General features: G+C 42.4%; 25 protein-coding genes. All 25 read right to left on the reverse strand.

Features of this window, described 5'->3' with window-relative positions; all coding sequences use genetic code 11:
* Positions 1 to 101 precede the first annotated feature (101 nt).
* On the reverse strand, positions 102 to 446 hold the full coding sequence (locus HMPREF1521_RS02545; protein WP_038115426.1) for a small basic family protein: 345 nt from the start codon (positions 444 to 446) through the stop codon (positions 102 to 104).
* Entirely contained in the window at positions 443 to 1138 is a 696-nt protein-coding gene (locus tag HMPREF1521_RS02550; RefSeq protein WP_038115430.1) for a DUF881 domain-containing protein, read from the reverse strand. The genes HMPREF1521_RS02545 and HMPREF1521_RS02550 overlap by 4 nt, the downstream gene beginning before the upstream one ends.
* The gene (locus tag HMPREF1521_RS02555; protein ID WP_038115433.1) at positions 1139 to 2050 is read right to left on the reverse strand and encodes a cell division protein FtsQ/DivIB; all 912 of its coding nucleotides are present in this window, start codon (positions 2048 to 2050) and stop codon (positions 1139 to 1141) included.
* Between the two features lie 28 nt (positions 2051 to 2078).
* The gene (locus tag HMPREF1521_RS02560; RefSeq protein ID WP_038115436.1) at positions 2079 to 3011 is read right to left on the reverse strand and encodes a D-alanine--D-alanine ligase; all 933 of its coding nucleotides are present in this window, start codon (positions 3009 to 3011) and stop codon (positions 2079 to 2081) included.
* Complete coding sequence (gene murC / locus HMPREF1521_RS02565) at positions 3011 to 4390, reverse strand: UDP-N-acetylmuramate--L-alanine ligase (RefSeq protein WP_038115438.1); 1380 nt, start codon at positions 4388 to 4390, stop codon at positions 3011 to 3013. Before murC ends, HMPREF1521_RS02560 begins: the two co-directional genes overlap by 1 nt.
* Before the next feature lie 14 nt (positions 4391 to 4404).
* On the reverse strand, positions 4405 to 5514 hold the full coding sequence (gene murG, locus HMPREF1521_RS02570) for an undecaprenyldiphospho-muramoylpentapeptide beta-N-acetylglucosaminyltransferase (RefSeq protein ID WP_038115441.1): 1110 nt from the start codon (positions 5512 to 5514) through the stop codon (positions 4405 to 4407).
* Positions 5514 to 6884 (reverse strand): UDP-N-acetylmuramoyl-L-alanine--D-glutamate ligase, encoded by a 1371-nt coding sequence (gene murD / locus HMPREF1521_RS02575; RefSeq protein WP_038115444.1) that lies wholly within the window; start codon positions 6882 to 6884, stop codon positions 5514 to 5516. The genes murG and murD overlap by 1 nt, the downstream gene beginning before the upstream one ends.
* A 166-nt stretch (positions 6885 to 7050) precedes the next feature.
* The gene (gene mraY, locus HMPREF1521_RS02580) at positions 7051 to 8037 is read right to left on the reverse strand and encodes a phospho-N-acetylmuramoyl-pentapeptide-transferase (protein WP_038115446.1); all 987 of its coding nucleotides are present in this window, start codon (positions 8035 to 8037) and stop codon (positions 7051 to 7053) included.
* 60 nt (positions 8038 to 8097) lie between these two features.
* Positions 8098 to 9456: a UDP-N-acetylmuramoyl-tripeptide--D-alanyl-D-alanine ligase gene (murF, locus tag HMPREF1521_RS02585; RefSeq protein WP_038115450.1), complete on the reverse strand. Its 1359-nt coding sequence runs from the start codon at positions 9454 to 9456 to the stop codon at positions 8098 to 8100.
* A 1-nt stretch (position 9457) separates the two neighbouring features.
* Entirely contained in the window at positions 9458 to 10942 is a 1485-nt protein-coding gene (locus tag HMPREF1521_RS02590; RefSeq protein ID WP_038115453.1) for a UDP-N-acetylmuramoyl-L-alanyl-D-glutamate--2,6-diaminopimelate ligase, read from the reverse strand.
* A gap of 54 nt (positions 10943 to 10996) precedes the next feature.
* Complete coding sequence (ftsL, locus tag HMPREF1521_RS02595) at positions 10997 to 11401, reverse strand: cell division protein FtsL (RefSeq protein WP_038115456.1); 405 nt, start codon at positions 11399 to 11401, stop codon at positions 10997 to 10999.
* A 23-nt stretch (positions 11402 to 11424) separates the two neighbouring features.
* A complete protein-coding gene (gene rsmH / locus HMPREF1521_RS02600) occupies positions 11425 to 12357 on the reverse strand; it encodes a 16S rRNA (cytosine(1402)-N(4))-methyltransferase RsmH (protein ID WP_038115458.1) in 933 nt (310 codons plus the stop codon).
* Positions 12358 to 12366: 9 nt separating this feature from the next.
* Positions 12367 to 12798, reverse strand: a complete 432-nt coding sequence (gene mraZ / locus HMPREF1521_RS02605) for a division/cell wall cluster transcriptional repressor MraZ (protein WP_038115460.1) — start codon at positions 12796 to 12798, stop codon at positions 12367 to 12369.
* Positions 12799 to 13067: 269 nt separating this feature from the next.
* Complete coding sequence (trxA, locus tag HMPREF1521_RS02610; RefSeq protein ID WP_038115462.1) at positions 13068 to 13388, reverse strand: thioredoxin; 321 nt, start codon at positions 13386 to 13388, stop codon at positions 13068 to 13070.
* A 9-nt stretch (positions 13389 to 13397) separates the two neighbouring features.
* The gene (locus tag HMPREF1521_RS02615; protein ID WP_038115463.1) at positions 13398 to 13772 is read right to left on the reverse strand and encodes a CoA-binding protein; all 375 of its coding nucleotides are present in this window, start codon (positions 13770 to 13772) and stop codon (positions 13398 to 13400) included.
* Positions 13773 to 13881: 109 nt separating this feature from the next.
* Positions 13882 to 14931 (reverse strand): glutamate--tRNA ligase family protein, encoded by a 1050-nt coding sequence (locus HMPREF1521_RS02620; protein ID WP_038115465.1) that lies wholly within the window; start codon positions 14929 to 14931, stop codon positions 13882 to 13884.
* Between the two features lie 39 nt (positions 14932 to 14970).
* The gene (locus HMPREF1521_RS02625; RefSeq protein ID WP_038115467.1) at positions 14971 to 17880 is read right to left on the reverse strand and encodes an insulinase family protein; all 2910 of its coding nucleotides are present in this window, start codon (positions 17878 to 17880) and stop codon (positions 14971 to 14973) included.
* A 175-nt stretch (positions 17881 to 18055) separates the two neighbouring features.
* Positions 18056 to 18373, reverse strand: coding sequence for a hypothetical protein (locus tag HMPREF1521_RS02630; protein ID WP_038115469.1), 318 nt, complete (start codon positions 18371 to 18373; stop codon positions 18056 to 18058).
* A gap of 6 nt (positions 18374 to 18379) precedes the next feature.
* Positions 18380 to 19609, reverse strand: a complete 1230-nt coding sequence (locus tag HMPREF1521_RS02635) for an aspartate kinase (RefSeq protein WP_038115471.1) — start codon at positions 19607 to 19609, stop codon at positions 18380 to 18382.
* A 180-nt stretch (positions 19610 to 19789) separates the two neighbouring features.
* Positions 19790 to 20179 (reverse strand): class II SORL domain-containing protein, encoded by a 390-nt coding sequence (locus HMPREF1521_RS02640; RefSeq protein ID WP_038115472.1) that lies wholly within the window; start codon positions 20177 to 20179, stop codon positions 19790 to 19792.
* A gap of 172 nt (positions 20180 to 20351) precedes the next feature.
* Complete coding sequence (gene cobO, locus HMPREF1521_RS02645; RefSeq protein WP_038115474.1) at positions 20352 to 20894, reverse strand: cob(I)yrinic acid a,c-diamide adenosyltransferase; 543 nt, start codon at positions 20892 to 20894, stop codon at positions 20352 to 20354.
* 13 nt (positions 20895 to 20907) lie between these two features.
* Entirely contained in the window at positions 20908 to 22284 is a 1377-nt protein-coding gene (locus HMPREF1521_RS02650) for a cobyrinate a,c-diamide synthase (RefSeq protein WP_038115476.1), read from the reverse strand.
* Between the two features lie 30 nt (positions 22285 to 22314).
* On the reverse strand, positions 22315 to 23022 hold the full coding sequence (cobI, locus tag HMPREF1521_RS02655) for a precorrin-2 C(20)-methyltransferase (protein WP_038115478.1): 708 nt from the start codon (positions 23020 to 23022) through the stop codon (positions 22315 to 22317).
* A 93-nt stretch (positions 23023 to 23115) separates the two neighbouring features.
* Entirely contained in the window at positions 23116 to 23970 is an 855-nt protein-coding gene (locus tag HMPREF1521_RS02660) for a sirohydrochlorin cobaltochelatase (protein WP_038115480.1), read from the reverse strand.
* Between the two features lie 262 nt (positions 23971 to 24232).
* Positions 24233 to 25117, reverse strand: a complete 885-nt coding sequence (locus tag HMPREF1521_RS02665; RefSeq protein WP_038115481.1) for a sirohydrochlorin cobaltochelatase — start codon at positions 25115 to 25117, stop codon at positions 24233 to 24235.
* Between the last annotated feature and the right edge of the window lie 671 nt (positions 25118 to 25788).

Below are 25788 nucleotides of genomic sequence, written 5' to 3' on the forward strand. Positions count from 1 at the left end.
TTCCAAGTTTATTGATGAATATACTGATTAAATTATAACAATTACATTTATTTTACACTATAATTTAAAAACTTTCCACTACTACATAGAGACGGATTAAGTTAAAAACGTTTTGTCATAATATTCTTACGAATAGCGCCAATATTAATGAAAACGCGTAGCCCAAATCCGATGAGCGCCACATAGTACAGATTGATTCCTATGAGATCGCCAATATACACCAAGATAACGGCTATGACTACATTGGAAAAGAACCCCGATATAAAATTTCTCAAATCAAATGTTCTTTCTAATGCGGCACGACTGCCTCCAAATACGGCATCGAGCGCCGCAAGAACCGCTACCGATGTATAGTTCGCATAGCTCGACGGAATGTGTAACGGAGCTACCCATCCCAGAAGCGAACCTAGTAATAAGCCGAGAATAGCAAAGATGTAAATATTCATTCTTTACCTCCTAACTCATTGGGCATCATGTGTTCTTCCCTAAATGTGCCTGTAAAAGCAGGTACAGCCACGGAATCCTCTTGTTTAATAGTGACCTTAATCCCCCAATGTTTCAAAGAGTCAACCACGCCTCCGCGCATAGTCAATGCGGAATTTAATGTTTTAGGATCTCCGATGGCCTTAACCACAAAAGGGGCACCGAATACTTTGCCGTTTACGGTAATAGTAGGTCCGGAGCAGCGAATTTCAGATGTCCCGATAAGTCGTTGATCATTAATGGCGATGGCTTCCGCTCCTCCCGCACGCAACTCATTGACGATACGCAAAATATCTTCATCATGAATAACATACAGATTTGGATTTTCTCCCCCTTGAATAGGCTTTGAACTATCCTCGATCAACACGCTCACTCCGGGACCTTTCACATTCGTCAGCGCCGCTTTCATCATCAGCTGCTCATCCGCTTTAGCATCGCCGCCGGCACCGGATTTCTTTAAAGTTTCGATATGTTTTAACAGAGCGTCCCGCTCTTGTTGTGCTTCTTTCAACTGTACCGCCAAATCACCGGCACGTTGCAATCGAATATTTTCTTCAATATTATCTTGAGTCATTTTATATTGGCTCACCACCATAAAGCCCAATATAAAGCTGACTATGGCAATTGCCCAACGTTCGTGTCTCACGGAAATCATCTACCTTTTATTTTCAACATGACCTTGATTATCTTTCTTTGCATCATCTGTTTTTGTATCGTCTTTCTTTATATCATCTTTCTTAGTAGATGAAGCATCCTTGGTCGTTGCCCTGTTATGATATGGTTTTCCTTCAGGCATAACATCGGTTTTGATATACGGCGATGAAATATTTACATCAATGTATTGAACATTGCCGTTCGTCTTTTTAATGTCCTGTAACATCGACTGTGTGAGTTCCGCTTTTTTTGCCAAATCCTTGCCATCACCTATGCGAATCTGTATACCGGATACCGTATAGGCCATGATGGATTCAGGATCACCTATATTGATTTCCGCAATATTTTTAAATGTGCTCTCATCAAGTGCGTTAAGATATTCAATGGCCGATAAGATCGGCTGATCCACCACGGTATCACCGAGTAATATATTTCCCGCTTTCACCCCTGAAATCATGGGTACCGAAGTATCTTCGATAGCACTTTCCGAAGCGATGACCTGACCTTTCGCATCTAATGTCAAGTATCCGAACTGAGCCGGTATGACGGCCACAGCCTTCCTTTCTACAATGCGAACAACCATGGTTAAAGGCAACTCATAACTCACTTGTGCCTCCTCCACTCGGAGGTCCTTGGATAAACGGGATTTCAATTTTTCCGTACTGATCTGTAAAATATTGACGGGTTCACGAATATCCCCGGCCACCATCACATCTTGTACGGTCACCTTATCGGAGCCAATAATTTTTAATGATCCGAAAGGAATAGGTAGCGTAAACAATGCCACCAACACGAGAATAAGTACACCACCGATTTTTAACACTCGTTTTCTAAATACAGCCCGTTCATCACGAGCGGGTGCAGCAGAATACATCTCCCCAGAGTTGGATGGATGTTTATGATTATCATCCATAAAAAACTCCTTACATTCTATTCAACTCTCAAAATTTCCCCAAACCGGCCGTTAACAGAATCTTTTCACATAATGTGGGAAAATCCATTCCCGTTTCTTTAGCCGCTTTTGGTACCAGGGATGTCGACGTCATTCCCGGTATCGTATTATATTCCAGAACATATAAATTGTCATCATGATCCGTCATGATATCAACACGAATAGCGCCGCTCCCTTGCACTTCCCGATATACTCGTTCCCCAATGCTCTGCATCGCAGCCGTCATATCATCGCTGATCGGTGCAGGTACGAGATAATCTGTAGCGCCAGCCGTATACTTACTTTCATAATCATATTCACCGGAATGCGGACGAATTTCAATGACCGGTAAAGCTTGACCATCCAGGACGGAAACGGTGAATTCACGTCCATCCAGGAACTGTTCTACCACGAGGATTGGGTCATACTTAAGCGCTTCCGTTACGGCATCCGCCAACTGAATTTCATCACGAACAATGGTAACACCGATACTTGAACCTTGCGTTGCAGATTTTACTACTACAGGGATGGTGAAAGTCTCACGAATATGTTGAATAATGGCTTTATCTGACTCAATATTACCATTATACGATTCAAAAGTTGCGGTCGGAATACCGGCCCCTTTAAATACATCCTTGCTGACTTTTTTATTCATGCCCACCGCATGAGCCATGATGCCGGATCCGGTATACGGGATTTCAGCCATTTCCAATAACCCCTGTAACGCTCCATCCTCACCGTAACGGCCATGAATCGCATTAAATACGATTTCACCGCCTAATGACTCAATGTCTTGTAACAATGTACGCGGGTTCAACTCCAAGGTTTTAGCTTTATAACCTTTACTAACAAGAGCCTCTGCAATAGCGGCACCTGTACGTCTGGACACATCCGCTTCCTTTGAAGGGCCGCCCATCAATACGATTATCTGTTTATCTTTCATCATAAACCTTCTTCCAATAGCGCTAATAACTTCGGTCCATATTGATTAATGGAGCCGGCACCCATGGTGATGACCAAATCATTAGGTCGCACAATTTTCGCCAACACGGCCGGCATATCGTCAACGGACGGTACATAATGTACAACCTTATGTGTAGCAGCTTCAACGGCATCAGGAATGGTGCGTCCGTCAATTCCCGCAATCGGATCTTCACCGGAGCTGTAAATATCTGTCATATAGATTTCATCAGCACTTGTAAAGGCTGTGGCAAATTCATCCTTCAACAAGCTTGTACGAGAATACCGATGAGGTTGAAATACACAGATGACACGATGTTTTTCAAGCTCTTTTGCCGCTTTTAAGGTCGCTTTAATTTCTGTGGGGTGATGAGCATAATCATCGACAACCCACACGCCGGCAACATGACCTTTCGTTTCAAAACGTCGTTTTGCACCGATAAATTTAGACAGCCCTTTTATAATAAAGCGATTCTCTACACCGCAACATTCATGGGCTACAATAAAGGCCGCCAATGAATTCAGTACATTATGTTCTCCGGGCACGCGCAAGCCGATACGACTGATATTAATGCCCTTATGATACACATCATACACCAATGAAGAATCTACATAATGGATATTCTTAGCCACATAATCGTTGGATTCATCAAAACCGTAAGTGATAAAATTGCGTTTCACCTGATTCATGACATAGCGAATATTTTCATTATCCCCACACACGACAGCCGTACCGTCAGTAGGTAGCGTTTCTACAAATTCACAAAATGCTTTAAGCAGATTATCCATTGTCTTGTAATGATCCATGTGATCATCCTCAATATTGGTAATCACAACGGTATGAGGGCGCAATTTCAGGAATGAGCCGTCGCTTTCATCCGCCTCAACGACGGAAAAACGCCCTTTGCCTAAGCAACTGCTGCCTTTAAGATAATCTACTTCACCGCCGATAATAACCGTAGGATCAGCACCAGACTCTACCAGAATTTGACCGATCATGGACGTAGTCGATGTTTTACCGTGAGCACCGGCCACGGCAATACCGTCGGTAACATCCAGTACGGCTTTTACAATATCGGAACGATGCAAAATAGGGATATTCTGTTCCTTGGCCGCCACAATTTCCGGGTTATCCTCACGAATAGCGGTAGAACGAACCACCGCATCCGCACCGTTAACATATGATTTATCATGACCGATATGAACGGTAGCACCCATATTTTTAAACTTTGTAATAACTGCGGACTCCGCCACATCCGAACCGGATACGTCAAAGCCCTTTTGAATCAAAATATTCGCTATAGCACGCATACCAGATCCACCGATACCGATGAGGTGAATCTTATGAATACCGTCTAACATAAAACCTCTCCTTATCACTTAGCAATCGACAATGCCAATTTTGCAATATCACGAGCTGCATTCGGTTTCCCCAACTGCAAAGCTCGCTTCCCCATTTGTGCCAATAGATCTCGATTGGCCATAAACATTTCAATTTCCCCAATTAAATCATGAGAACGCAACATCTTATCCACAATCATATGAGCAGCCCCTTCTTGGACAAAAATGCGCGCATTATATGTCTGATGATCCTCCGCCGCATACGGATACGGCACCAGTACGGAAGGAATACCGCGTACGGCGAGTTCCGCCAATCCGATAGCACCGGCCCGGAATACCGCTAAATCAGCAGCAGCCAACGCCTTCGGCATATCATGTAAATACGGTAAAATCAGTGAAGATTCACCCAAACCGTTTCCATCCGTAATCCCCAATTGAGATAAAACGGATTTGTACTCACCATTCCCCGTAATATGAATTAGCTTGATACCTTCTTGCCCTTTAAAATGTTTATGTACTTCTATCATGGCATTATTAATGGTACGTGCACCACGGGAACCGCCGGCGATAAGAACTGTAAAAGTATCGTCATCTAAACCAAAATGCTTTCGTCCGTCTTCTCTCATATCCACTAATACATCCGGTCTCACAGGATTTCCCGTATAGACGATCCGTTTAGCTTTTGCAAATGATGGCCCCGCATCCTTATATCCCATCGCTACGACATCCACAAAGCGACTTAATATTTTATTGGTAATTCCTGCAATGACATTCTGTTCCTGAATAAGAGTAGGAATCTTACGCAATGCTGCGGCCATCAAAATAGGGCCGCACACATAACCGCCGGTACCGATAACCACATCCGGTTTGAATCTGGAAATAATACAATGTGCTTTCACAAGAGATAATACGGTTTTTCCCAAGGTCACAAGCATACCTAAGGATAAACGCCTCTGCAAGCCCTGCACCGGCAAGGTGGTGAACTCAATACCTTCTTTAGGTACTAACGTCGCTTCCAAACCTTTTTCAGTCCCCACATATAAAACCTGTGCATCAGGACATTGTTTCATAATCTCCTTATATATAGTAATCGCCGGATATATATGTCCGCCGGTTCCACCACCTGAAATAATGATGCGTTTCATTAATGGTGTCCTCCCTCTTCCAACATCTGAACACACCTTTTAAAATCGTCTCCACGCTCTTCAAAACAACTGTACCAATCAAAACTGGCACACGCCGGTGATAGTAACACGATATCGCCGTCACCCGCCAATTCATAGGCCTGACGTACCGCATCTTTCATGGAGTCTGCGCGATATATATGCGCCACACCGGCATCTTTAGCGGCCGCTTCAAAGCGCTCCGCCGCTGCACCCATGAAAATAACGGACTTTGTCCGTTTCTTAACGAGCTCCATAAAATCTTCTAACGATGTCATTTTATCATGCCCACCGGCCAGTAAGATCACAGGTTGTTCAAAAGATTCTAACGCCTTCACAACAGAATCTACATTGGTCGCTTTTGAGTCATTATAAAAAGTTACGCCGGAAATGGTTTTCACACGTTCCAGGCGATGCTCCACACCATGAAAATTGCTGACAACACCACAAATACTATCCGCAGACATGCCCAACGCATATGTTAAAGCGATAACGGCCAAAATGTTTTCAATATTATGGCTCCCGGGAATATGGATATCCTCTGTACCTATTATCGCCACAGGGGTACCATCCGATACGGCATAACAGCAACCATCAGCGTAATACGCACCATTTTTAACAGGCTTTTGTTGGCTGATTTCAAGAATATGACTCGATGCTCGTTCAGCCATATTAGCTACAACGGGATCATCTACATTCAACACGAGAAAATCGGAACTGATTTGATTTTCAAAAATGCGTTCCTTTGCGGCGATGTATTTTTCCATCGTCTTGTGACGAGCCAAATGATCCGGTGTAATGTTGAGCACAATTGCCCCTAACGGTCTAAAGTGCTTAACTGTTTCCAACTGATAACTGGACAATTCCGCCACCAAATAACCGCCGGCCGGCATAGAGTAGGCCACCTCACTAAGCGAGTCGCCTATATTTCCGCCCACCTTTACGGGTTGCCCCGTTTTCTCAAGTACTCTTGTCAATAATGTAGTGGTCGTCGTCTTACCGTTCGTACCTGTTACAGCCACAATAGGTGATTTGGAAACTTCATAAGCGACTTCAACCTCACTTATCACATCGATACGGCGCTTTTTCGCCGCTTTCACGATGGGAATGTCTAAGGAAATTCCCGGAGATATAACGATAACATCCACTCCGTCGAGGAGGGATTCATCTTGATGCCCCGTAATGATAGTGACACCGGCAGCAACCAAACGCTCTTCATCACGTTGCGGCAGTGCAACCGGCTTATAATCATTCAATACCACATGAGCACCTAACTGAGCCAGTACCCAGGAGGCGCCTATACCGCTGGCACCGGCACCAAGCACAAGTATCTGTTTATCTCCATATTCCATCTATATCACCCAAATTAATAACAAATATAATATTCTTATTTTATAAGCATACCATTATTTATCGCTTCCGTTAAGTATTTCCCTTATAAATAGCCATAAATTTATTATGAATATTATAGATCCGACTACACGTTCTGAAAGTTAACCTAAACACATGTAACAATGATTATAATGTAACAGTCGCCAATGCTACACCGATAACCGCAAGGAGTGCCCCGCCGAACCAGAATCTGTTTACCACGGTTTGTTCCGGCCAGCCCGATAATTCAAAATGGTGATGTATAGGACTCATCTTGAATACTCGCACACCGCGTGTTTTAAAAGAAATAACTTGAATAATAACGGATAACGCTTCCATTACAAAAATACCGCCGATAATAATAAGCAGCAATTCTGTTTTAGTTAAAATCGCCATAGCCGCAAATGCTCCGCCTAGAGCTAAAGAGCCGGTATCCCCCATAAATACCTTCGCAGGATTCACATTATATACGAGAAAGCCAAGGCAAACAGCCGCTACTATGGCGCCAAAATAAGCCACACTTTCAGCAACCATAGAATTAGTCGTAGATGTCACGATAAGACCGATAACAGAAAATGCAATAGCCGCAACCGCAGAAGTGCCGCTGGCCAGACCGTCAAGACCATCCGTCAAATTTACCGCATTAGTAGCTCCAATAATAATGATGAACGCCAATACATAATAAGCCCACCCCATTTGGATGTGAAGATCCACCACAGGAATCCACAAGGTGGTAGGCACCACCATAATCTCCGTAATGCAATAGCAGAATACGGCTGCTAATACGAATTGACCCAATAATTTTTGTTTAGCCGTCAAACCGAGATTACGTTTTTTCACAGCTTTTACAAAATCATCAAAAAAGCCGAGCAAAGCATGTCCTAATGTTAAAAACAAGAGCATTCCCGTTCCTACGTTCCACGGCGCAAAAATAGCCACACCGATAACGAGAGCGACCATCATAAAGGCACCGCCCATTGTAGGAGTACCGGCCTTAGCCTGATGACTTTCCGGCCCTTCTTCACGGATACTTTGCTGCGCATGTAACGAACGCAACATAGGAATAGCAATTTTACCGAGTATCACGGTAATTACAAAGGTTATTATAAATGCCAGTAAAATATCATAAATCATATACATCCCCTACTTATTAATAAAAGGATAATACGGCTAGACTCGGCTAGCCGTTAATTATTATTCCCGTTCCTTTAATTCCTCAACAACACGTTCCATGCGAAGTCCGCGAGAGCCCTTCACGAGGATCACGTCCCCTTTTTCCCGAATATCTTCATATAAGTTGGCCATTTCTAGATGACTCTTGCAACGATAGGTAATCAATCCCGCTTTTTTAGCCTCTTTCGCAATAAAAGTCGCTGCGTCGCCAAAGGTAAATACGACGCTGTAGCCCTCTTCAGCGAGCAATTTTCCGATATTGCGATGCTCTTCCTCCGTGAAATCACCCAATTCCAGCATATCGCCGAGCATAGCAATCTTGCGTTTACCTTCCAACTGTCCCAAAGCCTTAATAGCTTCAGCCATAGATGAAGGATTGGCATTATACGCATCATTCAAAATGACAATATCCGGAAACGATACGATTTCCTGACGCATCGGTGTGCCCGTAAATTCGCCTAAGCCTTTACGAATCGTATTGGATTTAATCCCCAATGCGCGACCGGCCACAATTGCCGCCAACGCATCATAAACATTATGTACACCGATCATGGGAAGAAATATATCGAACACCTCGTCATAACACTTGCAGGTGAACTTGATACCGTCCTTTTTATATTGCAGATGACTGCCGATGCAGGTAGCATTACTTTCAATACCGTAGGTAATCGTCTTCCCCTTAGCCAATGAATCCATCGCTTTTACATACGGGTCATCTTCATTGAGAACGGCTATGCTGTCCTCAGGCAGACAGCGAATTAATTCACTCTTAGCTTCGGCAATGGCCTCGCGAGAACCTAACAGTTCAATATGACTCGTACCGACATTGGTAATAATCCCCATGGTAGGCTCCGCAATGAGTGCCAATTCTTCAATCTGACCAAGTCCGCGCATGCCCATTTCAACGACACAGGCTTCATGTTCCGCTGTCAAACGCAACAACGTTTTCGGCAAACCGATTTCATTATTAAAGTTTTTTTCTGTTTTCAATACATTAAATTCCGTACTTAAAACAGCAGCCACCATTTCCTTTGTCGTAGTCTTACCGGAGGATCCCGTAATCGCCACGACAGGAATATCGAATCGACGGCGATGATATCGAGCCAACTGTTGATATGCGGTCAATGTATTATCCACTTCAATACAAACGATACCGTCAACAGTACGGCCCTTTTCCACGACAGCACCGGTAGCGCCCTTTTCAATAGCGTTCCCGATAAAATCATGACCGTCAAAGGTATCACCCTTCAAAGCGACAAACAAAAAGCCAGCTTCAATGATACGTGTATCCGTAGATACATCTGAAAATGTAATCGTTTTTGTATGTGTACTCGTCCCGCCTGTTGCTTCCAGAACTTGAGACAATGTAAACTTTGCCATATTAGATCTCCTTAAGAGCGGCTCGCGCTTCTTCACGATCATCAAAATGAATCGTCTTATCCTTTAGAATTTGATAATCTTCATGACCTTTACCGGCGATTAATACAATATCACCCGGCTTTGCACTGCGAATAGCATGCTGAATCGCCTCTCTACGATCAACGATGACTTCATAATGAGCACCTTCACGAAGGCCTTCTTTAACGCCTACCTCTACATCTTTCACAATCTGTACAGGATCTTCGGTGCGCGGATTATCGGATGTCACATATACTACATCACCGTATTGTGCTGCAATACGGCCCATAATAGGACGCTTTGTAGCATCGCGATCACCACCGCAACCAAACACGACGATGATGCGATTTTCCTGAATCGCCTTTGCGGTTTGCAAGATGTTCTCTAAACCATCCGGTGTATGTGCATAATCCACCACAACCGCAAACGGTTGTCCTTCCTCGATGAGTTCAAAACGACCCGGAACGGCGCTGAATGTTTTAAGGGCTTTATCAATGTCATCCATGGAAATACCTTCCAATAAACATGCACCCATAGCCGCCAATGTATTATATACATTAAATAAACCGGTCGTATTCATAGCCACCGTAAATTCATGTCCATCATAAGACACCTTATAGCGACTCGATTTCGGTGTCATTTCCACATCATGAGCATTTAATGTGCCTTTTCCGTCAATACTATAGGTAATTGTGGGAGCCTTTGTTTTTTCTATTACGCGATGACCATATGCATCATCGATATTGATAACGGCACCTTTGCCGCGTTTCTTCTGATTACTTTCACTAACCTGCTCAAACAGTTTACATTTCGCAGCCAGATAATTTTCAAATGTTTTGTGAAAGTCCAAATGATCCTGCGTTAAATTAGTAAATATCGCTGTATCAAATTCAACGCCGGCCACACGTCCGAGAGCCAGTGCGTGAGAAGAAACCTCCATCACGCAATGCGTAACCCCTTCCATCACCATTTGATGTAAAATATGCTGTAAATCCACCACATCAGGTGTCGTATTATGAATCGGATACGACGTGTCACCGATCATGATATGTACGGTACCGATAACACCCACCTTGTGGCCTTGAGATTTCAAAATATGACGAATCATATGCGTCGTCGTCGTCTTACCGTTAGTACCCGTAACGCCGATCATACGCATCGAATCAGCAGGATAATCAAAAAAATACGGTACGCAAGCCATCATTGCCTGACGCGTGTCATCAACGGTAATAACACATATATCATCACTCACTGAAACGGATTTCGATACAAGAACAGCTATTGCACCTGCTGCGACGGCTTTATCGATATAGTTATGACCATCAACAGTGGCCCCATCAAGAGCGATAAACAGACTACCTTCTTTTACGGCACGAGAATCAGCCGTAATATCATTGATAGTTACAGATGTATTACCCGCTACATGAGCCGTAGGTAATGTCGTTAATATATCTTGTAATCGTTTCATTTATACTCTCCTTTACACGCAAAGGAAAGCAGCCCGTATGAGCTGCTTTGCCTGCTAGTCTATAATTTGCTGTTTCTCTTGCACATTACGTTCGGTAACAGTGCTTTTTGTACTGTAAACAAAAGAGTCAGGCAAAACCATCCCTAGTTCTTCCTCCGCAATTTGTTGGATACGAACAGGAGATTTTAAGGAAGCTACCTCTACATCTAGTGTATCATTGTCTTTTGTCAATTGTACTACAGCCTGTTGTGTTTTAACCACTTCATAGCCCAATTTTGTGCTGTAAGCGTTCATAACCATAATGATCAATAAGAAACCTACCAGCACAGCAACAGCTCGTACAACTTGTTTCATCATAGGACTCAAATCAAGAGCCACACTTGTGGTGCGCTTTCCCCCTTGTGCAACAACCAACACATCACTTTTAATTTGCCCTGCAACGGCCTTTCTCGCTAACATAAATACTCTAACCCCTTCCAATACTACAACTTGACAGCGATGCGCAATTTTGCGCTTCTCGCTCTCGGATTTAACTCAATCTCCCCTATACTAGGCTCTATAGCCTTATTTTTTGCTTTTACAACAGCCTTGTGATTGCATGTGCACACCGGTAATTCCGGAGGACATATGCAGGCTGTACTCAATTCTCTGAAAGTTTGTTTTGTAATACGATCTTCTAAAGAGTGAAATGTAATAACCCCAATTTTTCCTTGTGGTCTTAACATACTCACAGCGTCTACAAAACTATCATGTAAGATGGCTAATTCTCTATTCACTTCAATACGAATGGCTTGAAATGTGCGTTTCGCCGGATGTGGTCCGTCTTGACGCGCCTTCGCCGGAATCGCCTGTTTTATGATTTTTACTAATTCACCTGTAGTGGTAATACGTTTTTCCTGGCGAGCCGCAACGATAAATTCAACAATGCGCTTCGCCCAACGTTCTTCACCATAATCGCGTATGATTCGCAATAATTCCGATGCATCATAATCGTTAATAATATCCTCCGCCGTCAACGGTGAAGTCTTATCCATACGCATATCTAAAGGCCCATCGTTCATATACGAAAAGCCCCGTTCAGGTGTATCCAACTGATAACTGGATACGCCAAGATCAAAAATAAAACCATCTACTTCGTAAATCCCCTGTTCCTGTAGGGCATTTTTTAAATTTGAAAAATTAGTAGGAATCGTCAAAACCCGACAGGTAAGATCCGACAAGCGTTCTCTAGCAACCTTTAAAGCATCCTCGTCCTGATCCAGTCCGATAATCATGCCTTCCGGCGCCAACATCTCGCCCACCGCATGGGCATGGCCTGCGCCACCCAATGTGCAATCCACATAGACACCTGCAGGATTAGTTACGACGGCATCAACGGTTTCACGTAATAATACGCTGGTATGATTAAATTCCATAACAGCCTCCTATAACATGATCCCTTCAAGACCTTCCGCTAACTCTTCCATACTTTCAGCTATTTGCTCATCATAATAATCGTATTTTTCACGACTCCAGATTTCGACGTGATCCCCGGCTCCGACAATAACAGCTTGTTTATCTAAACTCGCATATTCTCGTAACGGTACGGGAATAAGAACACGACCTTGCTTATCATATTCAAGCTCTGCCGCACTGCCGAAAACGAACCGTTTTAAAGCACGTACGCTAGCTTTAGTGGAGGATTGTGATTGTAGTGCCATGGAAATCTTATCCCATGCTTCTTGTGTGTAAATAGCTAAGCAGTTATCAAGGCCCTTTGTAACAATACAAAGTTCCCCTAATTGTTCACGTATTTTAGCAGGTATAATCATCCGCCCTTTTGTATCAATGGTGTGATTATATTCGCCTATGAACATGCTTATCACCGCCTAACACTTCCTTATCCACCACTATATGGTAAATTCTACCACAATTCCCCACCTTCCACAACAAAAAATCTGTTTTTTTACCACTTTTTTTGATTTTTCTACTTTAAACTCCATTTATCTCCATTTTTCTTAAATACATATGTTCGATTTTAACAATAAAAAAGAAACCTCCATCAATGTAATCAATACATCAATGGAGGCTTTACCTCTAGCATTCTATTATACTTATATTCTATTTAATACTATATTAGAATATATTAGAATTTAGATTCGATTGCACCTTGAAGATCGCCTTTTGGCAAGAATCCGATTTTACGGTCCACCACTTCGCCATCTTTCAAAATTACAAATGTAGGCAACACTTCAACTTGCAAGGAACGTGCCAATTCAGGTTCTTCATCGGCATTAACCTTTACAAAGTTTGCTTTACCTTGTAATTCACCGGCGATTTCTTCAATAATCGGCATCATACGTATGCAATATCCGCACCATGGAGCCCAGAAATCAATAACGGTCACACCGCCTTGGTTTACTAAATCTTGATACTCAGCAGTTTTTAATTCTTTTAATTCGCTCATTGTACCCTCCTACGGTAATTGAACTAATACGCAATCCTGAATGACATGCAATCCCAATACTTTCGCCTTTTCAACAACAGACGGTTTATCTGCACCGGGTTGCAACCATACGGTAGAGATTCCCAATCGATGACACTCATCTAATGCAGCCAGGCCTACAGCCTCAGGAACTACAAAATCCACTACGGCCGGCACGACCGGTAATGCAGAAAGATTTGGATAACATGTATCTCCATCGATTTCGGTAATATTGGGATTAACTGGATATACTTCATATCCGTGATCTTTAAGACATTTGTAAATTTTATATCCGAACTTATCGGTCTTATGAGTGGCTCCGATAACGGCCCACACATTTTGCTTTAAAGCTGTTTCAATTGTCATTTGATCACCTCTTATATATCATTATAATAGAATATCGAACATTGTCAATATATTATATCGAATTTTATGATATAACTTTTATAATCTTATAATTCTTCACTATATACGCTCAACCAACACAATCTACGACAACAGTCTTCCTGCATAATGCAGATATATCCAAGTCAATATTGAGCAGCTGCTTTAACGATATTTTGCGAGATGGTAACGATGTCTCTGACAAAAGTCCACATTGCACAACAAGTTCTCCCAGTATGCGTTCAGGAGACCATTCCTGCTGGCGCAATTCGCGAACGGTAATACTTTTCTGTCGCTTAGATAAACGATACCCATTCTTATCAATTAATAAAGGAGCATGTCCATAAGAAGGAATCACGATAGGAGATGTATCATATGCCATATCAGAAGTTTTAAGATTATCCGATCGTATACCAAAGTGTTGTACTAATTCTTTGAAATCAAATTGATAGGACTCTTTCAATGTTTTATATAAATATAATTGTTGCCCCGTTGTATCCAATAAATCATTACCGCGAATAACTTCTGATATTCCCATGGCAATATCATCGAGAACAACGGCCAAATTATACGCATACATGCCATCGCCTCGACGCAACACATAATCATCCAGTTCACCAACTAGACGGATGTTTTGAGATCCTTGCCAACGATCCATAATATGCATTTCACAAGTATCCACGCCAAGCCGTAAGGACGGTTTCTTGTCGACTCGCAATAAGTCTATTTTCTCCGAGCTGAGATGACGACAATGTCCATCATAACGATGAACGGTTTCACCTAAATGAGGTGCCGATGCAATTGATTGCAACCGTGTACGATTACAAAAACACGGGTAGACTCGCCGGTCCAAGGCTAGCCGGTCTAAAACGGCAGCGTAATACCCTTGACGTTCGCTCTGCCAATAAGATGATAAGGGACCGCCCACACGGGGACCTTCATCCCAATCAAACCCGAGCCATTCCAGATCATCAAGAAGAGTCTCCCCCAATTCACGCTTCGAGCGTTGTAGATCAATATCCTCCATGCGCACCACATATTCGCCCTGTTGCTGTCTCGTCGATATATACGACAAAAGGGCGATCCACACGTTGCCCAGGTGGATATACCCTGTTGGGCTCGGTGCAAATCGTCCTTTCATGTTAAACTCCATATCTGTTTAATACATTTAATAAGTCTTTTACCCTAAGGATATAATATGATCAAAAATAGCCCCTGCATCCTTAATCTTTTGCTCGTTACCCATAGTACAAATATGGTTGTCCTTTAATACAGGTTCTACCACATCGGCCAAAGCTACAATATCCTCCGGTTGACACGCGATAACTTGTTTGCGGAATTCCACTTTATCCTCGAGTTTTGCACCGCTAAAATACATACCCATTGCACGAGGACCTCGCAATGCCGGTGTCATCGGCAAATCCAAGGCACTCATGGTACCGATAATATATTTACGCATTTCTCGATCCGTCAATGTGAAATTGCGAAGATAATCCGGCAACTCCTTATATACATTCAATGTTTCCACCAAATTAGGATCACGATAGCTGCAGAAAATCATATTGCCATCATCGTAGAAATTGGCAAATGCACCATATGCGCCACCTTGTACGCGAATGCGGATCCAGAGGTATTCATAGCGCAAAATGGTCTCCAACACACTCATAGGCCCGATATGCTTGAAACCATGATCGATAAAGTTGCCGCCTTGAGCCACGTATTGAACCTTTCCGGCCGTGACGATCCCTTCATTGCCTTCGGCACGCTTGATTTGTAATGTATCATTAGGCAACGCTTCCGTACTCCACGTCATTAACAACGGCTCCATAAGGTTTTTAAAGGTATCCAATTCACCGTCTTTACCGACAAACATAATATCCACATTATTTGCACGAAAGATCTTTCTGGCAACATCAGCCAATTTTTCAGGCAATAACGGTAATGCAGCAGGATTTGATGAAAGTTCACTAATCTTTTGATAATATCCGAGATTTCCGTCATCACGGAATTTACCGACCGCAGATACCCGAGCCATAACGCGTTGACTCACAATCGAATTACCTCTGCGGAATGCTTCATTATCCCAAATAGACTTACTTTCCTGAACGAGTTCCGTCAAGCGTCCTTCATTGCTGTAATCCGCGTATTGTACGACTTCATTGATAAGACGACATAAATCCAATAACTTGGAATTCAACGCTTTACTACGCACAATCATGAGCGGTACGAATTCATCGCGTTTACCATCCTTGCAGATAGCCGTAATATCGGAACTCAAGCCGCCAAGATTCAAATTGATATCATTAGCCAGTTCCTTATAGGAACGATATTTTGTATCTATACGACCGATGATATCACTCAAAATATCTGCATAGAACAGCTCTTCCTCAGTGAGACAGCTCAAGTTGAAATAGAACGCCACATAATTGATTCCTTTTGTGAAAGTAGGCACAAAATGAACCGTAGTGGATCCGATTTTACTTTCATAACGTTCAACAGCTTCCATTTCAGGTGTTAAATCAGATAATTCAAGCAGCGGAATAGAAGCTAGCGCTTCATCACTATCCGGAGTTTCCTGACGTATTTTTAGACGTTTCGTCTGTTCAACGATACCTTCAATTTCGGCCTTATCCATATTGGCTTTCACATTAGCCAAATATGCCTTAACTTCTGCGTCCTTTCGTTCCTGTAAGCCTCGTTCCGGATAGATGGATACCAATGCTTTATGCTGATTATCCAGAATGGACCGACGAATCAGATCCTCAAAATATGAGCCACGTAAGCCGTGACGAATACTAGCTAACGCCTCTTCATAGTGCAGCAATTCAATCGGATCCTGATCATAAAGCCAGTTATCCATCATGCGAATAATATAGGCCAGACCGATCGGACGACCGCCGAAGTCGCCTTCACGGAGAGCAAACTCGATGCTGTTAAGAGAGGCTTCCAACAGTTCCTTATCGATTCCTTTATCGCATAATTCCTGTAGTGTGGACTCCACAATACATTGCAATTCAGCCTGCTTACTCATATCCGAACCCGATGCCTGAATTGTCCAGATTGGCTGACGAATACTGTCCAAGTAATATCCGCTGACGTCAGATCCGATACCGGCTTTCACCAAGGCCTGTTTCAACGGAGCCGCAGGGGATGTCAATAGAGCATGCGTCAAGATTTCAAAGGCGAGACTCTGCTCAGGGGTTACGGACGGCAATACATACGCATAGGAGTGCAATGTACGGTTATCCGTAGATTCATCGGAACCTACACTGTACGGATAACTGACAACCTTCCCCTCCTTAAACGGAGTTTGCAGGGTAACCTCAGTATGAATATCAATGGTATCAAAATGGCTCAAGTATTCATCATTCAAAAACCGTAACTGATCCTCGATGTTCATTTCACCGTACAGAAAAATATAACTGTTTGACGGATGATAATGAACATTGTAAAAATTCCGGAACTCTTCATATGTCAAATCCGTAATATGATCAGGATCTCCGCCGGAGTCCACCCCATATGTCGTATCAGGGAAAAGTTCACGCATCATCTGCCGTTCAAGAACGGAGTCAGGAGATGAGTAAACACCTTTCATTTCATTGAACACGACCCCTTTATACGTCAGTTCATCATCTGCATGATCAAGCTCATAATGCCAGCCCTCCTGCATGACGATTTCCGCATCTTCACGAACGCGGGGATAAAATACCGCATCCAGGTACACGTCCATCAAATTCCGAAAATCCTTATCATTCTTGCTCGCCACAGGATACATGGTCTTATCCGGATAGGTCATAGCATTCAAAAATGTATTTAGAGACCCTTTCACAAGTTCTACGAAAGGTTCTTTTAACGGGAACTTGCGGGATCCGCAAAGTACGGAGTGTTCCATGATATGAGCTACCCCGGTACTGTTGTGCGGTGTAGTTCTGAATGCAATATTAAATACTTTATTTGAATCGGGAGAATCGATATAAATCAAACGAGCCCCTGATTTTTCATGTTTCATTTCATAAGCGGTACCGTTAATCTCCTCGATACGCTCAATACGATTAAGGCGAAAGCCAGAATAAACTTTATTTACCTCCATGCCATCCCTTCTTTCTATATACATATAATTAATTATCTTAATATATTATTATATCACGACACGGCATCTAAATATACAGGACAAGAATCACTATCAAATATATGCTGTATAATATGCTATATATAAAACACCCTACGGATACATCGTCGTAGACGATGTCCCATAGGGTGTAAACTTATTTATTATGTTGCATCTGCCACTTATTATTACGGCGCAAGGTCAACAGACCTTCCAAGACAGCTTCAAATTGTACGAAACTCAATGTATACGGCGCATACATATCCGGAACAACCTTATAGGCTATGGTCACTTCCGATTTATCATAATCGTAGAAAATACCATGCAGATTGCTCATCGTCGTATATCCCGTCTGAGCCTGCTCCAAGGTTGGAATCGGCTGATTTTTCAAGTTACCGAGCAGATCGCTGATAAAGCCTTCCTTCCGACCTTGATCATTGAGCATTTCATCCATAAAACTACCGAGACTATCCATGTGGAATTAACCTCGTTTGTCTAATATCAAACCATTATGGATTACGCGTACCGCATCTTTCACACGGTCCTCCGCAACGAGGCAGGAGATACTGATTTCAGAGGTCGAAATGATTTCAATATTGATTCCCTCTTTACTGAGGATATCGAACATTTGAGCCGCAACGCCCGGTTGACCTAACATGCCCGCACCGATGATGGATACTTTCGCCATTTTTTCATCGATATTGACAGCTTCAATGTCGATAGACTGTTGTAGTTGCGCCAATACTTCACGTGCCAATACCACATCATCCAAAGCAATTGTAAAAATAAGGTCCGTCTTAGGCTCATTTTTAGAACGGATAGATTGAACAATCATATCCACATCCACATTTTTCTCTGCCAATGCTTTAAATACGGTTGCCGCGATGCCCGGCTTATTCTCAACACCTACAAGGGCCACTTTTGCCGTATTTGTATCATCTGCAACGCCGGTAATAACGTGTTTATTTGCTTCCACTGTATAATCCTCCCGAATAATTGTACCTGTTGTATCACTGAATGTAGAACGCACATGAATAGGTACGCCATATCGAAAACCCATTTCTACGGCGCGAGGTTGCATTACCCCTGCACCGAGGCGTGCCATTTCAAGCATTTCACCGTAGGTAACCTCTTCCAATTTGAAAGCTTCCTTCGCCACGCGAGGATCCGTCGAATACACGCCGTCAACATCAGTAAAGATTTCACATACATCCGCTTCCATCGCACCTGCCAGAGCTACCGCAGTCGTATCGGAACCGCCGCGACCGAGGGTAACCATATCGCCAATATCGGTAATCCCCTGAAATCCCGCAACGACAACGATATTACCTTCATTAAGGGCTGTAAACACACGGTTCGGATCAATCTCAAGAATACGACCTTTATTAAAATTGTCGGAACTTGTGATACCCGCTTGAGCCCCTGTCATGGAAATAGCCTTTTGTCCACGCTCACTGAAAGCCATAGCCATTAACGCGATTGTAACCTGTTCCCCGGTACATAATAACCGGTCCATTTCACGACCATATGGTTTCGATGTCACTTGCTTTGCTAAGGCTACCAAATCATCAGTAGTGTCACCCATCGCGGAAACAACGACAACAATCTGATCGTCAGACTGCTTCTCTCTAATAACGCGATCGACGATATTGAATATTTTTTCCGGCGTTGCTACAGAACTGCCGCCAAATTTTTTAACGATTAAGGCCACAATAATCCCTCATTTAACGTAACTTACTAAAAATGAATATGCATTTACTTTACCACAAAATGAACCGCACTGTAAAGGTGATGGCAGCATATTTTCCACCAGTAAAAAACTTTAATCTTTTTCAAGAGGACAAAAATGCGCAAAAAAATACCAGCCCGAAAGCTGGTATTAAAGTTGCAATTAAGCAACAACGATATCTTTTTCAGATTCCCACAAACCGTGGATGTTGCAGTAAGAAACAGCAATCAATTTGCCGGATTTCTTCAAAGCTACTGCGAGAGTACCTTCAGAAACAGCCACTACAGGACCTTCATTAGCAGTTGCACCGTCACCATGTACGTTGAAATCGATAGCACCGATTTCATAAGGTAATTGAGTGCCTTCCGCTACGAAGTACAATTTAATCCAATCGATATGATGTTCTACCGTATTTGGATGTGCAATGTCCTTACCTACGGACAATGTTACGTGAAAAGTTTCACCTGCTTTTACAGTATCCACAGTTTCAATTACAGGAACGTGTTTTTCAGTTGCGAAATCGCCGGATTTAATGTAGTCATGAACAGCCATAATAACCTCCTGGTTAATTCTTATATACATACTTAATGTTTATAAATCTCATGCACAAACTGTGCTTATGTCTATATTATACATTTTCGATATAGTTTACGCAAGGACCTTTTCGAAAAATTTAGATTTATTTTCAACTGAGAATACTTGGTAATTTTTCTCTAAGGAACGGCTAAAATTCTATGCCTTTTGCCGCCTTGATTCCCTTTTCATAAGCGTGCTTTACAACCTTCATTTCCGTTACCGTATCCGCCAGCTCGATAATCTCAGGCTTTGCATAACGTCCCGTCAAAATGACATGAAGGCGTTCCGGCTTATGTTGTAGCATATCTACTACAGATTGCACATCGATAAGTTCATAGTTAATGGCATTATTAATTTCATCCATGATAATGAGATCCCATCTATCTGAATTAACCTCATCAACCAAAGTACGCCATGCCTCCTGAGCGGCCTTCCTATGTCGATCCAATTCCGCCGGAGATATTTCATCTCTCTTATAATAGATAAAGCCCTTCCCCATGGAGCGAATCTCTACATTATCCCCCAACTTTGCAAGGCCTGCCAATTCACCATAGCCGTTACCGCTTTTTATAAACTGTAAAATCAAAACCTTAAAACCTTGCCCTGCAGCACGTAACGCTACACCTAAAGCAGCTGTCGTTTTCCCTTTACCGTTGCCGGTATTGACCAAAATTAAACCACGATCACTCATAAGCAACTCCTTATTATCGATTATTTTTAAATGCCTCACATCGATTTACGAAATGCTGAGCCCCTTCATCGGTGCCGGCAAAGTTCAAATGCAGATACGATGCCAACACATTATCCGATGCATACCCCCCATCATAGGATTGAGGTTTACGCCCGCCCTCCAGGTAAAAGGCCCAAGGAAAATCTTCAATGGTAGGCTCCATCGTGGAAAAATGGAATTCATGACCGCGTAAGCTCGTTCCTGTATCGCCCAACAAAGTATCCCGTTTAGCCGTAGCCGTCACATAACCTACCTTTTGCAGATTTTGCTGCATCATGCAATTAGCGGGCACAATACCAACTGTATCGTACACAGTACCTTCAAAATCATGAATCGTTTCGCATAAATACATGAGGCCGCCACATTCCGCATAAATTGGCATTCCCTGTTCGCTGGCTTCACGAATCGATGACTTCATAGCTTCATTGGCGGATAGCTGATGCAAAAACATCTCCGGAAATCCGCCGCCAAAAATGAGCCCGTCAACAGAAGGAATTTCAACATCATTGAGAGGACTGAAATATACAAGCTCAGCCCCCTGTTCCTCTAATGCCGCAAGGCTGGCCGGATAGTAAAAAGAAAAAGCTTCATCATAGGCGACACCTATTTTCGCTTTTTTCTGCATATGCTTTGTATCGGTCGCTTCCGGCAAGTCAATTGCCGGCGCACTCGATGCAATAGAAAGCAACCGCTCTAAATCCACCATCTTTTCCACAGCGCTACGGATCGTTGCAATGGCTTCCGTCGGATCCGACTCTGTTACCGGAGTCAACCCGAGATGGCGTTCCGGTGAATGCATACGGTCATCACGATAAATAGCTCCGATTACGGGAACACCTATTTTATCCATGCCTTCACGAATCATGCGCTCATGGTTAACCGATCCTAAACGGTTTAAGATAACACCTCCAAAATTAACCTCCGGATCATAGTCTCTAAACCCTTTAGCGATAGCGGCGGCGCTTTCACCCATAGCCTTACAGTCGATAACGAGCACAACCGGTGCCTGTAATTGCTTGGCAATTTGAGCCGTACTGCTCACGCCCTCTCGTCCACCGTCGTAAAGCCCCATCACACCTTCGATAATAGCGAGGTCTACGCCGTTCGCCATCGATGCAAAAAAAGGATTCAACTTATGAGGCGGTACCAGCCACGTATCTAAATTATAACTGTCTCGACCGGATGCAATTTTATGAAAGCCCGGATCAATATAATCCGGGCCTACTTTAAAAGATTGCACCGTACGTCCTTCCCCTGCATAAGCCGCCAATAGGCCTGCTACAATAGTCGTCTTACCTACACCTGAATTGGTACCGGCGATGACAACACGTGGAGTCTGTACTGTGTTCATAGATATTACCTCGTAATTACGACGTGTTTGTTAACGGTCCTTGCGCTTTGCAAGAATCGTAGATAAATAGTTAAGTTTTGAATCTTTAGGCATATTATCAAGACCTACAAAAACCTGTTCATCAGGCAAACCGACGCGGCTGATCATCACCGCATCATCCGCCATATTATGCTTTAACAGCACCTCTTGCACTTCGTCAAAGTTCTTATATACTTTCATGATAACCGCATCATCCGCGACGGCCAGTACGGCATCGATTTTTTCCTTCGGCGCTGTAGCAGGAACAATAGCAAGAACCTCTTCCTTCTCTACGATAGGATATCCCAAGTGCGAACCGATGGCACAAAAGGCCGTAATGCCCGGAATTGTTTCGATTTCATGGCCCGTATTTTCAATCAAACGATATACATACATATATGTGCTGTAGAACATAGGGTCGCCAAGTATTAAAAATACGACACTCTTCCCTTGATCCAAATAGGACAGGATAATCCGTTTTGCCTCTTCCCAGCCTTCCTGTTGAGTCGCATCATCCAACACCATCGGGAATACAACGGGAACGATTTCCGTATGCTCCTGAATGTACGGTTGTGCAATATTCAGTGCTACAGATCCGTCTTTCTTTTCCGTTTTCGGTGTAATAATAATATCCGCTTCACCTACGATACGCGCAGCTTTCACAGTCATCAATTCAGAATCGCCAGGGCCTACGCCAATGCCATATAACTTACCTTTCATGGTATATCTCCTATTCAAACAGTTTTAAATATAGATTTATATTTTTACAATCTGACTTCTATTATAACCAATTTATGCAACATATACAAAAATCTATTTAATATTCGGGATAGCAGGCCGATGGGAACTGCGCTTACCATATATATCGTCGATGCAATCCTGTACATGTTGACGGAAAATATCGTGAATCACATCATATTCGCCAAGGGCGCTATGAATCGGTTCAACCTCATAACCGGCCGCAGCGATTTCGTTGATTGCACTGTCATCTCCATCACCGAAAAGATCATTCTGTGCATGATCACCTAATACAAGCAATAAAGGATGTACATAAATTCGTTTCGGCCGTTTCCCATCCAGCCATTCCCAAGGCAATGCCACATCCGTAATATATGGCGCATTTTCGAGAACAGCTACACGGACATTGGTGAGACCCGCACGAATCAATTTAAACTGTAAATTACCATATGAGGAATTTCCCGAACCGAGACCGCCATGACCGACCAGCAGTAAACCGTCCTCATCAGAAATATTCAAAGACCTGATAAAGCGATCGATTAAAATTTGATAGTCATCCGGATGTTCCTCCTGTGCCATATAGTACACGAGAGGTCTACCAACACGCAACACTTCAAGCTGACCTTCCCCTTCATGAGCCAGAATATTATGTTTCAACTTATCAAACTCTTCACCGCCCGTAAAATGTAACGGCTGTACATACACATGAGTATACCCGTCCTGAATGAGCTGTTCCAGCGCTCCCTGCTCAGTAGGAATGGTAATGCCCCGCTCGCGTAATCGTTTCACGATAATACGAGATGAAAAGGCAAGCTTTACCGTATAATCGGGAAAGGATTGACTAATGTATTTCACGACGGAATCAATATTCTGTTCACGAGCACTGTCAACCGTGGAGCCGAAGGCTACCACTAAAATCGCTTGTTTCATGAAAATCTCCTTATTTAATCATTATTATATGTTAATCATACCATAGAGATTTCGCAGCCGTCATACCATAGTACGTATAAAATGGCGATTATAAATATTTTTCATAGTGAAAGTATCACTGACACGTCACGATAATCCCGGTAAAATATACACGCATCATATTCAAAAAATCATACGCCTCATATAAAAATCCTCTCTACTAGTTATCTAATAGAGAGGATTTATAGAGAGGATTATTAAATTCAAAGTAATATAACACCCCTTAGGAAATCAAGCCTTGTACTTCAACACGAGAAGAGGAGGTCATAACCGGTTTCACGGATTCTCTGGGCGTACTGCGTCTACGGTCAGACATGCGAATCGCCTGGCCTAAATGCTTCAAAAATAAATCCTGAACATATGGATTTTCCCCAAGCCCTTCATTCCAGATAGATACATTATAGCCTTCTTCCGCAAGCAACGCATAAATCGAATCGGAACGTTCGCCGCCGAGATAATCCATAAGATGCGTAGAACCGATGAGTGCCAACGGTACCACAAGAACGTCTTTATGTCCCATACGATCAAGCAATGTTAAGGCTTGCTTAAATGTAGGGAAACCGTTCGTCGTAAATACCGCAATATTAGGAGCCGCACCATACATCGCTTTCAGCTGCAACGTACTGAATTCCAACTGATTCTGACCATTCGCCATCAATACAACAGATTTATTCAACGCTTTTGTATTCACGTGACGAATAATACCTTCTAACGTAGCTTCATAGTCATCCGCATAATTTTTTACACCTAACGACGTAAGAAGCGGTTTTCCGATATTCACCTGCGAAAATCCGTAATCGTTACTATGTAGAAATTTTAAAGCCTGTTTACGCATCAACTGATAACATTGATCCGATACCAATGTAACAGGTTGAATATACACCTCATCCACTCCGATACGTGCAAAGTCCTGCATGACATCTGTAAAAGAAGAAATTTTATCATCATATTTCTCGTTCCACTTTTCAACCAGTGCATCGGATAAGAATACGCGACGTACCTCCATATCAGCATACATGGTGCGCACTTTTTGTTCTATACTGCCAATGGATTTTTCCACCGCATCTTGATAAATTGATCCAAAGGATGCAATAATGATACCTTTCATATGTGACCTCCATATTCCTCATACATGAAACAATATTCATAAATGAAAATTGTTATCAACTACCATGTAATAATAGTACATGATTAGTGTTCGGAAGTCAATGAGAAATTTTATCAATTAGTAATGTGTAGAAAATTAGATAGTGTATCAGTGCAATACAAGCCATACTAACATTATCAAGAAATATTAAGAAAATACAATAAACATTTGAATTGTCATAATCTGGAGCTTCTTTTAATTTATAATGTCCTATCAATTCAACAAAATAAAAATTACATACATTTATATAAACGATCAATAAATCATCAAAAAATTCTTTTACAAAGAATGTATTTACAACATATAAACTACTTACAACACATCCCAGAACAACAAATATTTTATATAAAGTCTTAAATTTAATTCACAATAAATTTTTTTCGGATCCAATATACGCCTTATATACTTTGAACCAAAAATAACCGAAAAGAGCAATCGGTACTACAATTTTATACATCGCTAAATTTTGTATCATTTATTTAACCCCTGTTCTTTTCTCTCTTTTTCTTTATATACATAAATTTTGCATAAAAGCACTTTTATCACTAGTTTTCCACTAACCTATTCAATAGAACCAGTGACATACCGCCAGGAACCTTTTCCAAACAATAAATAAATTACATTTATGTTTA

This window comes from Veillonella sp. AS16 (assembly GCF_000517785.1).
GTDB lineage: Bacteria > Bacillota > Negativicutes > Veillonellales > Veillonellaceae > Veillonella > Veillonella denticariosi.